General features: G+C 60.7%; 10 protein-coding genes. 1 reads left to right on the plus strand and 9 read right to left on the minus strand.

The genetic code is table 11. From position 1 onward, the window contains the following. Positions 1-126: 126 nt before the first annotated feature. Positions 127-1,362, minus strand: coding sequence for an MFS transporter (locus tag SSARUM_RS16340; protein ID WP_060430358.1), 1,236 nt, complete (start codon positions 1,360-1,362; stop codon positions 127-129). 288 nt (positions 1,363-1,650) lie between these two features. On the opposite strand from SSARUM_RS16340, the gene SSARUM_RS16345 reads away from it, so the two are divergent. Further along, positions 1,651-2,526, plus strand: a complete 876-nt coding sequence (locus SSARUM_RS16345) for a LysR family transcriptional regulator (protein ID WP_060430360.1) — start codon at positions 1,651-1,653, stop codon at positions 2,524-2,526. Positions 2,527-2,585: 59 nt separating this feature from the next. On the opposite strand, the gene nuoN is transcribed toward SSARUM_RS16345, so the two are convergent. The 8 genes from nuoN to nuoG form a co-directional block, all read right to left on the minus strand. Further along, positions 2,586-4,043, minus strand: a complete 1,458-nt coding sequence (gene nuoN / locus SSARUM_RS16350; protein WP_033635324.1) for an NADH-quinone oxidoreductase subunit NuoN — start codon at positions 4,041-4,043, stop codon at positions 2,586-2,588. A gap of 6 nt (positions 4,044-4,049) precedes the next feature. Then, the gene (gene nuoM, locus SSARUM_RS16355) at positions 4,050-5,579 is read right to left on the minus strand and encodes an NADH-quinone oxidoreductase subunit M (RefSeq protein WP_033648043.1); all 1,530 of its coding nucleotides are present in this window, start codon (positions 5,577-5,579) and stop codon (positions 4,050-4,052) included. 95 nt (positions 5,580-5,674) lie between these two features. Continuing rightward, positions 5,675-7,522 (minus strand): NADH-quinone oxidoreductase subunit L, encoded by a 1,848-nt coding sequence (nuoL, locus tag SSARUM_RS16360; RefSeq protein ID WP_015378577.1) that lies wholly within the window; start codon positions 7,520-7,522, stop codon positions 5,675-5,677. Continuing rightward, positions 7,519-7,821, minus strand: a complete 303-nt coding sequence (gene nuoK, locus SSARUM_RS16365) for an NADH-quinone oxidoreductase subunit NuoK (RefSeq protein WP_004936014.1) — start codon at positions 7,819-7,821, stop codon at positions 7,519-7,521. Before nuoK ends, nuoL begins: the two co-directional genes overlap by 4 nt. Then, positions 7,818-8,375, minus strand: coding sequence for an NADH-quinone oxidoreductase subunit J (gene nuoJ / locus SSARUM_RS16370; RefSeq protein ID WP_019453717.1), 558 nt, complete (start codon positions 8,373-8,375; stop codon positions 7,818-7,820). The genes nuoK and nuoJ overlap by 4 nt, the downstream gene beginning before the upstream one ends. A 13-nt stretch (positions 8,376-8,388) precedes the next feature. Further along, the gene (gene nuoI / locus SSARUM_RS16375; RefSeq protein ID WP_025160170.1) at positions 8,389-8,931 is read right to left on the minus strand and encodes an NADH-quinone oxidoreductase subunit NuoI; all 543 of its coding nucleotides are present in this window, start codon (positions 8,929-8,931) and stop codon (positions 8,389-8,391) included. Positions 8,932-8,945: 14 nt separating this feature from the next. Next, positions 8,946-9,923, minus strand: coding sequence for an NADH-quinone oxidoreductase subunit NuoH (nuoH, locus tag SSARUM_RS16380; protein WP_004936022.1), 978 nt, complete (start codon positions 9,921-9,923; stop codon positions 8,946-8,948). Next, the gene (gene nuoG, locus SSARUM_RS16385; RefSeq protein WP_039567075.1) at positions 9,920-12,658 is read right to left on the minus strand and encodes an NADH-quinone oxidoreductase subunit NuoG; all 2,739 of its coding nucleotides are present in this window, start codon (positions 12,656-12,658) and stop codon (positions 9,920-9,922) included. Before nuoG ends, nuoH begins: the two co-directional genes overlap by 4 nt. Positions 12,659-12,702: the final 44 nt, after the last annotated feature.

Consider the following 12,702-nt stretch of genomic DNA (forward strand, 5'->3'; position numbering starts at 1 on the left):
TGACCCGCGACAAAAAGAAAGCGCGCAGTTTACCCGAAAGCCGGTCATTTCATGTGATTAAAATCACAATATAAATGCAATTAAAGAATGATTAATTAAATAAAAGAGACTTAAATCACAAAATTATTAACGTGGGAACCCTACACGTACCGTCATCCATGCCAACAACAGGCATACCGTGGTGCTGCTCAGGAACAGCAGATGGGTTGCCTGCTGCAGATCGACACGGTCGACCACGATCCCCAGCAAGATCGGCACCCAGTTGGCGATATAAGCGATAACGTAAAACAGTGAAAGCAAACGCGCATGGCTGGCCGGCGGCGAAATCAGGTTTACCAGGGTCGCGCTGCCGACGAAAATGGCGCCGTAAGCATAGCCGGCCACCACCAGGCCCGCAGCCGCCAGCCACAGTGAATGCCATTGGATCGCCGCAGCGAATACCACCGCCGCCAGCACCTGCGCCAGGCAACCGAACAACAGCGAATGACGGGCGTTAAGGCGGCGGCTCAGGATCTGGCTAATACCGGCGATCAACAGATACACCGCAATCGCATAGCCAAAGACGCCCCGCTGGTGCATGCCTAACAGCGTTTCCGCCACGCTGGGGCCAATAGCCAAAATGCTGGCGGCCAGGGCCCAACAGATAAACAGCGCCCCGGCACAGACAAAGAATTTACCGCCGGTGATACGCAGGCCATCGAGCAGCGTGCTTTTTTCTGTCGCCGTCGGCGCAGCGCGGGTCGATGCCGTAACCACGCCACGCGGCCACGAGAACATCACGCCCAACGCCGCCACGGCGGCAATGATCATGATGAAAATGAACGGCAGCATCGTGGGATGAAAACCGGTCTGCAAAGCGATGCCGCTGAAGATCGGGCCCAGCGCCAACCCTGTGGTAAAGGACAACGTGGCGATCAGCGCGGCGTTTTTACCGCCGTCCTGTGGCCCAAAACGCACCAGGGCGATGTTTGCCGCCCCGGTCAATGCCCCGGTGCCCACCCCGGCCAGCAGTCGCGCCATGAGCATCATGACAAAGGTATCCGCCAGCGCAAACAGCAGCGCACCGCTCAACACCACCAGCAATGCCGGCACGATCATGCTGCGCAAATCCTTCACTTTGCCGGCCAGATTGCCGACGCCGAACAAAGAGATCAGTACGCCGGCAGCGTAGGCACCGTAAACGACGGTCAGGCTGACGGAACTCAGCGCAAACTGCTGCTGATACAGCGGATAAAGCGGCGTCGGCGCACTGCTGTTCAGCAATGCCGACATCAAAGCCAGCGCCAGGAACAATAAAATGGTCCTGCGCGACGCCTGAGCATTTTGCGGCGCCGCGATCTGGCTGGCGGTATTTTCTGACATGTTTCAACTCCCAAAGTCGGCAGACGGTGGCCTGCCATCGACATCTTTCTCACCCGGCGGGCCGGGAACGGGGCTTATCATAGCGTTACGGCGGCGGGCGAAGTATCGTCAAGAATGAATCACCCTGATGCATTCTTGCATCACCGGAGAAATAACCGCCGATGTGCAGGCCGCTAGCCGTCTTTCTCTCCCCCAGGGCAGAGCAACGCTTTATGATATAACCCGTTATCATTCGTCCGGCCCGGCCTGTTTCCTACGGCGCCGACAAATCTGCAGAGAGGAAATGGCATGATAAATTGGGACGACGCGCGCTTCTTTTTGGCCATCGCGCGCTGCGGCACGCTACGCAAAGCCGCCAGCCAGCTGCATGTCGATCAGGCGACCGTCGGTCGACGGCTGTCCGCTTTCGAGGACGCGCTCGGTTCCAAGCTGTTTATCCGCACGCCGAAATCCTTCGCCCTCAGCCCGTTGGGGGAAGAAATGCTGGCGGACGTGATGAAGATGGAAAATGCGGTGCAGGCGATCAACCGCAAAGCCGCCAGCGGTGACGAAAGCCTGAGCGGCAACGTGCGCATCGCCACCACCGATACCCTGGCCGAAGCCTTCGTGATGCCGGCGCTGCAAGATCTGCGGGAACGCTACCCCGCCATCACCGTCACGCTGTTAACGGCGCTGAACATCGCCGATATCTCTTACCACAGCGCAGATCTGGCGATCCGTGGCGCCCGCCCCGATGACGATGAGCTGATCATCAAACGCTTAGCCACCATCGAAATGGGTCTGTACGCCAGCCCACACTACCTGGCGCGGCGCGGCATGCCGCTCAGGGGCGAGCAGCTGCGCGGCCACGATCTGCTGATGTTCCCGCGCGAGCTGGTGCCGCGCCACTGGAACAATTTCTGCGGCGAGGCCCTGCACGAGCCCAACGTGGTGCTGCAATGCAATTCGCAGCTGCTGCTGCGTTCCGCTACCCGCAGCGGGCTGGGCATCGGCCTGCTCTCCGCGTTTTTGGCGGACAAAGACCCGGAGCTGGTGCGCCTGTTGCCGGAGAACAAAGACTGGGTGGATATCTGGCTGGTGTTGCATCCCGATTTGCAACGCGCCGCCCGCGTGCGCGCGGTAGTGCAGGCGCTGGAAACCTCGTTTAGCGCCCATTACGGCTGAGTGCCGTTTCCCCATAAAAAAAGGCCGCCGAAGCGACCTTTTTATCGTTTCAAGCGTTATCAGAACGTCGGCTGCGCCATCTGCACCAGCGAAATCAGCGGCTGCGGATAGACGCCCAGCAGCAGCACCAGCGCGGCGGAGATCAGCACCACGACGCCACCGGCGGTCAACGCCCAGTTGTTCGGGGTATCGCGCTGCAGCGATTCCGGCGCGCTGAGGAACAGGCTGACGGTCACGCGCAGGTAGTAGTACAGGCCGATGGCGCTGCCTACCACAACCGCGCCGGTCAGCCACCACAGGTGTGCGCTGACGCCCATCGCGATCACGAAGAACTTGCCGATAAAGCCCAGCGTCATCGGGATACCGGCCAGCGACAGCATCATCACCGTCATCACCGCGGACAAGATTGGCTTATGCCAGAACAGACCGCGATAAGAGAACAGTGAATCCGCATCCGGGCCGCGGTACGGGCTGGACATCAGGCTGACCACGCCGAAGGCGCCCAGGCTGCTGAACAGGTAACCGGCCAGGTAAACGCCGGCGGTTTCCAGCGACAGCTGATGGGTTTGCACCGCAATCAGCGCCACCAGCAGGTAGCCCAGGTGAGCGATCGAAGAGTAACCCAGCAGACGCTTGATGTTGGTCTGGCTGATGGCCATCAGGTTACCGAACAAGATAGAGCAGAACGCGATGATCGACAGCACCATGCGCAGCGCTTCGTTGTCGGCGGCCGGGGCATACAGGAACAGACGCATCACAACCGCGAAGATCGCGATCTTGCTGGCGGTCGCCAGGAAGGTCGAGACCGGCGCAGGCGCGCCCTGATACACGTCCGGCGTCCACAGTTGGAACGGCACCAGCGACAGCTTGAAGCCCAGACCGACGATCATCATGCCCATACCGGCCAGGATCAGCGGCTGGTGCATCATGTTTTCCTGCAGGCTCTTGCCGAGGCCGGCCAGCGACAGATCGCCGGATTCGGCATACAGCAGCGCCATGCCGAACAGCAGGAACGACGACGCGGCGGCGGACAGCAGCATGTACTTGATGGCGGCTTCCAGCGGGCGCTTCTGGCGGTAGGCGTAGCCCACCAGGCCGAACAGCGGCAGCGAGATCAGCTCGATACCGATGAACAGCGAAGCCAGATGGTTGGCGCTCGCCAGCAGGATGCCGCCCATGGCGGCGATCAGCACCAGCAGGTAGAACTCTTCGCGGTTATCCGGATAGCCGACCAGCCACGGATAGGCGAAGGTGCAGGTCGCCAGACTCGCCAGCAGCACCAGCCCGGTGTAGAACATCGAGTAACCGTCAACCCGCAGCAGCGGGGTGACGTCCATTGGGCCTGCCTGGCCGACAAAGTACAGCGAAAGCAGCGCCAGGTTGAGACCGATCACGGTCAGGGTGGCGTTGATAAAGTGGTCGCGTCGCCACGCAATGCCTAGCATCACAACCACCACCGTCAATCCGACGATCAACAGCGGCAGCAGTGCGATCAGTTGTTGAGGAGTTATTGTCATGGCGAATTACGGCCTTGTTGTTGAAATTGCTGAAACTGACGAACCAAACCAGTGTTGCACGTTGCTCATCGCCGCGTTGGAAGTATCCAGAATCGGCTGCGGGTAAACCCCCAGCAGAACCAGCAACACCACCAGCAGCAGAATGATGAACAGTTCGCGCGCGGTCATGCCCTGCAGCGGCTGGTCGGATTTAGGCGCACCGTAGTAAGCGCGCTGCATCATGATCAGCGAGTAAACCGAAGCGAACACCAGACCGAAGGTGGAGATCACGGTGATCACCGGCACCACCTGGTAGCTGCCGAACAGAATCATGAATTCGCCGACAAAGTTACCGGTACCCGGCATCCCCAGCGTAGCCACGGCGAAGAACAGCGACAGCGCAGGGATGAACTTGATACGCCCCCACAGGCCGCCCATCTGACGCATGTCGCGGGTATGCAGGCGCTCATACAGCTGGCCGCAGATGATAAACATACCGGCGGCGGACAGGCCGTGCGCGATCATCTGGATCACCGCGCCCTGATAAGCCAACTGGCTGCCGGTGTAGATGGCGATCAGCACGAAGCCCATGTGCGAGACCGAGGTGTAGGCGATCAGACGCTTGATGTCGGTCTGCGCGAACGCCATCCAGGCGCCGTAGAAGATGCCGATCACGCCCAGCCACATGGCGATTGGCGCAAACTCGTGCGAAGCCTCAGGGAACAGCGGCAGGCTGAAACGCAGCAGGCCGTAGGCCGCGGTTTTCAGCAAGATGCCCGCCAGATCGACGGAACCTGCGGTCGGCGCCTGGCTGTGCGCGTCCGGCAACCAGCCGTGCAGCGGCACCACCGGCATTTTCACCGCGAAAGCGATGAAGAAGCCTAGCATCAACAGATATTGCACGTTGTGGGACATCGGCGTTTGCAGCAGGTCTTCGTAATCGAAGGTCCACACGCCGGTGGCGTTGTAGTGCACGAACACCAGGCCCAGGATCGCAATCAGCATCACCAGACCGCTGGCCTGGGTGTAGATGAAGAACTTGGTCGCCGCGGTGATGCGGGTTTTACCGTCCGACGCCTTGTGGCCCCACAGCGCGATCAGGAAGTACATCGGCACCAACATCATTTCCCAGAAGAAGAAGAACAGGAACATGTCGATGGCGAGGAACACGCCGATAACGCCGCCCAGGATCCACAGCAGGTTGAGGTGGAAGAAGCCCTGATACTTCTGGATTTCACGCCAGGAACAGAGGATCGCCAGCACGCCCAGCAGACCGGTCAACACCACCATCAGCAGCGACAGGCCGTCCAGCGCCAGGTGGATGGAGATGCCGAAGCGCGGGATCCACGGCAGCAGGAATTCGCTCTGCCACTGCGGAATGCCTTTCGGCGTGGTCAAGGTATAGCCGCCCTGCAGCCACAGCTGCAGAGAGAGCGCCAACGTCAGCCCCATTGCGATCAGCGCTATCCAGCGCGGCACCTTAGTACCGAAGCGCTCAAGCTGCCAGCACAGCAGACCGCCGATAAAGGGGATAAGAATTAGCCAAGGTAATAGCATGGCGTTTTGTGTCCCTTATACGAATAATTTCAAACTTTGTACGTAGCGCCTGCCCGGCGCTACGCCCGAAAAATGCGTCTGTTTAAATTATTCAATTAAACCAAAATCAACAGAGCCAATACGACCACTGCACCCACACCCATAGACGCTATATACCAACGCACCTGACCGTTCTCGCTCACCGTCAGACCGCGGTTCCCCCAGCGGGAGAAGACGGCCGGCAGGTTCATCAGCGAGTTCAGCGGATCGCGCTGCAGCAGCTTCGCAATGCCCAGGTACGGCTTGACGAACACTTTGTCATACAGCCAGTCGAAGCCCCAGGCATGGAACCACCAGGTCGAGAAGAAACGCCCCGGCGCGCTGTTGGCGATGCTGTTGACCAGGCTGCGTTTGCCCAGCCACAGCGCGGCCGCCAGCAGAATGCCGACGATAGCCACCACGCCGGAGGTGATTTCCAGCGTCAGCACGCTGCCGTGCGCCAGCTCGGTCGTCTCCGGCAGCACGCCCTGCAACGGCGGCACGATCATCGCGCCGACGAAGGTGGACAGCACCAGCAGAACCAGCAGCGGCAGGTGGTGAGTGATGCCTTTACCGGCATGCGCTTTGATTTTCTCTTCGCCGTGGAACACGATGAAAATCATACGGAAGGTGTACAGCGAGGTCATGAATGCGCCGACCAGGCCGGCCACCATCAGGTTGATGTGGCCGTTGGCCATCGCGCCCGCCAGGATCTCGTCCTTACTGAAGAAGCCGGCCGTGACCAGCGGCAACGCAGACAGCGCCGCGCCACCCACCAGGAAGCAGACGTACACCAGCGGGATGCTCTTGCGCAGGCCGCCCATCTTGAAGATGTTTTGCTCGTGGTGGCAAGCCAGGATCACCGAACCGGACGACAGGAACAGCAGCGCCTTGAAGAACGCGTGGGTCATCAGGTGGAAGATCGCCGCGTCCCATGCCTGCACGCCCAGCGCCAGGAACATGTAACCGATCTGGCTCATGGTGGAGTAAGCGAGCACGCGCTTGATGTCGGTCTGCACCAGCGCGGCGAAGCCGGCCAGCAGCAGGGTGACCGCACCGACGATGCCCACCAGGTGCAGCACTTCCGGCGCCATCAGGAACAGGCCGTGCGTACGGGCGATCAGATAGACGCCCGCGGTCACCATGGTCGCCGCGTGGATCAGTGCGGAAACCGGGGTTGGGCCCGCCATCGCGTCCGCCAACCAGGTTTGCAACGGCAGCTGCGCCGATTTACCGACCGCGCCGCCCAGCAGCATCAGGGTCGCCCAGGTGATGGCCGTATCGCCCACCGCCAGTTTCTGCGGTGCCAGGATCATCAGCTCGCGGATGTTCAGCGTGCCCAGCTCGTTGTAGAGGATGAACAGCGCGAACGCCAGGAACACGTCGCCCACGCGGGTCACGATGAAGGCTTTCATCGCCGCCGCGCCGTTGGCCGGATCTTTGTAGTAGAAGCCGATCAACAGGTAGCTGCACAGGCCCACGCCTTCCCAACCCAGATACATCAGCAGCAGGTTGTCCGCCAGCACCAAGACCACCATGCTGGCGATAAACAGGTTGGTGTAAGCGAAGAAGCGCGAATAGCCCTCTTCACCGCGCATGTACCAGGAGGCGAACATGTGGATGAAGAAGCCGACGCCGGTGACCACCGACAGCATGGTCAGCGACAGGCCGTCCAGCACCAGGGTCACACCGATATTGAAGTTGCCGACGGCCATCCAGGTCCACAGGCTTTGCTCGAACAGCTGCACGCCGGCGGCTTTCTGGGCGAAGAAATCCATCGCCACATACACCGTGACCAGCGCAGCCAGGCCGATAGAGCCCACGCCGACGGTGGCCGCCGTGTTCTCAGACCAACGACCGCGGGAAAATGCCAACAGCAGGAACCCGATCAGCGGTAGCAGAATTGTTAAATATAATAGGTTCATCCGCGCATCTCACTGACAGTATCAATATTCAGGGTATGACGACGACGGTAGAGCTGCAGCAGCAGCGCCAGGCCGATACTGGCCTCGGCTGCCGCCAGGCTGATCGCCAGGATGTACATCACCTGCCCGTCCGCCTGGCCCCAGTAGCTTCCCGCCACGATAAACGCCAACGCCGCGGCGTTGATCATCACTTCCAGGCTGATCAGCATAAACAGCAGGTTGCGGCGCACCAGCAGCCCGGTCAGCCCGAGCACAAACAGGATAGCCGCCAGGATCAGGCCGTGTTGAAGAGGGATCATGCTTGCTCCTCCGATTTTCTTCTCGCCATTTCGCCACTCGCCGGCGCGTTGCTCAGCACCTCGCCAGGCTTGTGCTCGCGGCCGATATGGAAGGCGACAACCAGACCCGCCAACAGCAGCATTGAAGCCAGCTCAACCGCCAATACGTAAGGCCCGAACAGGCTGATGCCCACCGCCTTCGCGTCGACCATCTCGCCGCTGATACCCTGGTCGGATACGCTGCGGATCGCGACGATCAATACCACCAGCAGCGCCAGCGACAACAGGCCAGGCCCGATCCACACCGTCGGCTTCATCCAGTCGCGCTCTTGCTGCTGCACGTTGCCGAGGTTCAGCATCATCACCACGAACACGAACAGCACCATGATGGCGCCCGCATAGACGATGATTTCCAACGCGGCGGCAAAGTAGGCGCCGAGCGAGAAGAAGACTGCCGAGATCGCCAATAACGAGACGATCAGATACAGCAGCGCATGCACAGGGTTGGTATGGGTGATCACGCGAATCGTCGCGGCCACCGCAATCAAACCTGCCAGGTAAAATGCAATTTCCATGCTTGCTGGCTCCTTAGGGCAACAGACCTTTGACGTCGATCGGTTTGGCTTCGTTTTCGGCTTCGCCTTTGGCTTTGCCGTCAATCGCCATACCGGCCATCCGGTAGAAGTTATATTCCGGATATTTACCCGGCCCCGAGATCAACAGATCTTCTTTTTCGTACACCAGATCCTGACGCTTGTACTCACCCAGTTCGAAATCCGGCGTCAGCTGGATAGCGGTAGTCGGGCAAGCCTCTTCGCACAGGCCACAGAAAATGCAGCGCGAGAAGTTGATGCGGAAGAACTCCGGATACCAACGGCCGTCTTTCTGCTCCGCTTTTTGCAGCGAGATACAGCCGACCGGGCAGGCAACCGCACACAGGTTACAGGCGACGCAGCGCTCTTCGCCGTCCGGATCGCGCGTCAGCACGATGCGGCCGCGGTAGCGCGGCGGCAGGTAAACCGGTTCTTCCGGATACATCTGGGTTTCGCGCTTGGCGAAGGCATGCATGCCAATCATCCAAATGCTGCGCACCTGGGTGCCGAAACCAACCACTAACTCTTTCAATGTCATGGTTTATTCACCCCTTATTGAGCGTTGTACAAAATGACCGCGGCGGTTGCCAGCAGGTTCAGCAGCGTCAGCGGCAGGCACACTTTCCAGCCGAAGGACATCACCTGGTCATAACGCGGACGCGGCAGCGCGGCACGGATCAGGATGAACATCATCATGAAGAAGGCCGTTTTCAACGCGAACCAGATGAATGGCGGCAGGAACGGACCCTGCCAGCCGCCGAAGAACAACGTCACAATCAGGGCGGACACGGTGACGATACCGATGTATTCCCCCACGAAGAACAGACCGAACTTCATGCCGGAATATTCGATGTGGTAACCGTCGGCCAGTTCCTGCTCGGCTTCCGGCTGGTCAAACGGGTGACGGTGACACACCGCCACGCCGGCGATCGCGAAGGTCACGAAGCCGAAGAACTGCGGAATGACGTTCCAGACGTGCGCCTGGGATTCAACGATGGCCTGCATGTTGAACGAATCCGCCTGCATCACCACGCCCATCAGCGACAGACCGATGAACACTTCGTAGCTCAGAGTTTGCGCGGAGGCGCGCATCGCGCCCAACAGCGAGTATTTGTTGTTGCTCGACCATCCGGCGAACAGCACGGCGTACACCGCCAGGCCGGCCATCATCAGGAAGAACAGAATACCGATGTTGAGATCGGACACCGCCCAGGTCGGGCTGACCGGCACGATGGCAAATGCCAGCAACAGGGAAGTAAAGGCGATCATCGGCGCCAGGGTGAAGATCACCCGGTCGGAGAATCTCGGCACCCAGTCTTCCTTGAAGAACATTTTGATCATGTCGGCGACCAGCTGCAGCGAGCCGCCCCAGCCTACGCGGTTCGGTCCGTAGCGGTTCTGGAACAGGCCGAGCAGGCGGCGTTCGCCAAAGCTCATGAATGCCCCGCACGCCACGACCACCAACAGGATCACGACCGCTTTAAGAATGGCGATCAGAATGTCGATCACCTCAGGGGTAAACCAGCTCATCGTGCCGCCTCCCGCAGATTGTCTACCTTAGCACCCACCAAGATCGGCGGGATCCCTGGCAAGCCGAGCGGCAAACCAACCTGGCCCTGGGTCAGGGTTTCACTCAGACGCACCGGCAGACGCAGGGTCTGGCCCGCACAGCTGAACTCCACCAGGCTGCCCGCGTTGACGCCAAGCGTCGCCGCGTCGGCCGGGTTGACCATCACGTAGGCTTCCGGCATGCGCTGCTGGATCACGTGAGAGCGCTGCGACATTTCGTCACTGCCGAACAGGTGGTAGTACGGCGCGACACGCCAGCCGTCGTTCGGATTGAACGCGGCAGGCACGCGGTGGAAGTAACCGAGGCTGCCCTCCCCCGCTTCGATCAGGCGCACGCCCGGATCGCCGTGGCGCAGTTTGCCGCCCACTTCGGCCTGGAACTTGTTCCATGCCTGCGGTGAGTTCCAGCCTGGCGCCCAGGCGAACGGGATCTGCTGACGATCAGCCAGCGGGCTGTTGTTCCCTTCCATCGAGAAGGCGAACATGGTGTCTTTATCCTGCGGCTGACGCGGCTCGTGCACGCTGATGTTGGCGCGCATGGCGGTACGGCCGCTGGAGCGGTGCGGCGAACGCGCCAGCTTCTGACCGCGAATGCGGAAAGTCGCGTCCGGCGCGGCGTCGACGATGCCCTGCAGCTGCGGCAACGCGGCGACGCAAGCGGCGATCACGTCATCGAGCTGGGTCCAGTCCACGTGGCGGCTGGTGTAGGTGGAGTGCAGCGAGTGCATCCAGCGCCAGCTTTCCAGCATCACGGTGAACTGATTCTTCTTGGCGTCGTCGTAGTAGGCCGGATCGTATACCTGGAAGAAGCGCTGCGCGCGGCCTTCCTGGTTGATCAGCGTACCGTCGCTCTCGGCGAAGCTGGCCGAGGAGAGGATCAGGTTGGCTTTGTCCATGATCGCGGTGCGCTGGTGGTCGGCGACGATCAGGTTATTAACCTTGGCCAGCGCCGCGTCCACCTGCGCCGCCGGCGCATGACGATAGAGATCGTTTTCCATCACGATGGCGGTATCGGCTGCGCCGCTCGCCAGCTGTTCCAGCGCCTGATCGAGCGAACCGCCGCCGATCATCGCCAGGCCCATGCTGTTGGCTGCGCCCGCCACGAAGGTGATGCCGACGTCGGAACCGCGGCCCTTCAACGCTTTGGCAATGTTGGCCGCCGCTTCGATGATGGCTTCGCTGCCGGCGTTGCTGCCGGTAATAATCAGCGGTTTGCGTGCGCCGGTCAGCGCCTGCACGATGATATCGACTTTCTTGTTCAGGCCTTCAGCCAGATCGTTCACCGCCGGCGCCGCGCTGTCCAGCGCGTGAGCGATGGCGAAACCGAAGCGCGCCTGCTCGTCTACCGGCGCGCGGTAGTTCCAGGCGGCGATGTCGTCCAGGCGGGTGTTGTCGACGTTGGTGGTGAACAGCGGGTACTTGGCGTGCTGGCCGATGTTCTGCACCGCCGCGATCTGCCAGTCGGCCACGCGTTGCGCCGCCGCCATCGCGCGGGCTTTGCCCTTGACGGCCTGGCGCACGGACAGCGCGATGCGCGCGCCGGTTTGCGTCAGGTCTTCGCCCAGCACCAGCACCGCGTCGTAATCTTCGATCTCACGCAGCGCCGGCGTATGGACACCGCCGTTTTTCAGCACGTTCAGCATCAGCGCCAGGCGTGATTGCTCCGCCTGAGCGATACCGGTGTAGTAGTTCTCGGCGCCGACCAGCTCGCGCAGTGCGAAGTTGCTTTCCAGGCTGGCGCGCGGGGAGCCGATGCCGATGGTTTTCTTCGCCTGACGCAGGATGTCCGCCGCGCCCTGCATCGCCTGCTCGGCGTTCAGGGTGATCCAGTCATCGCCGCGCAGCTGCTGCGGTTGACGCGGACGATCTTTCTGGTTGACGTAGCCGTAACCGAAGCGGCCGCGGTCGCACAGGAAGTAGTGGTTCACGCTGCCGTTGTAACGGTTTTCGATACGGCGCAGCTCGCCATAGCGCTCGCCCGGGCTGGTGTTACAGCCGATGCTGCACTGCTGGCAAATGCTCGGCGCGAACTGCATGTCCCATTTACGGTTGTAGCGCTCGGAGTGCGTTTTGTCGGTGAATACGCCGGTCGGGCACACTTCCACCAGGTTGCCGGAGAACTCGCTTTCCAGCGTGCCGCTTTCCGGGCGACCGAAGTAGACGTTGTCGTGCGCGCCGTACACGCCGAAGTCGGTGCCGTCCGCATAGTCTTTGTAGTAACGCACGCAGCGGTAGCAGGCGATGCAGCGGTTCATCTCGTGCGAGATAAACGGCCCCAGCTCCTGGTTGTTGTGGGTGCGCTTGGTGAAGCGGTAGCGGCGGAAGCTGTGGCCGGTCATTACCGTCATATCCTGCAGGTGACAGTTACCGCCTTCTTCACAGACCGGGCAATCGTGCGGGTGGTTGGTCATCAACCACTCGACCACGCTTTCACGGAACTGCTTCGCTTCGCCGTCATCGATGGAGATGAAGGTGCCATCGGATGCCGGGGTCATACAGGACATCACCAAACGGCCGCGCGTATCTTCCGCGTTTTGGTATTGCTTTACCGCACATTGGCGGCAAGCGCCGACGCTTCCCAGCGCCGGATGCCAGCAAAAGTAAGGAATATCAAGGCCGAGGGAGAGACAAGCCTGCAGCAGGTTGTCCGCTCCGTCTACCTCATACTCTTTGCCGTCTACATGAATCGTAGCCATAGTCAGCATGCTTCCAAGTGGCCTGCCTTGCGGCAGGCGTTAAT

This window comes from Serratia sarumanii (assembly GCF_029962605.1).
Taxonomy (GTDB): domain Bacteria; phylum Pseudomonadota; class Gammaproteobacteria; order Enterobacterales; family Enterobacteriaceae; genus Serratia; species Serratia sarumanii.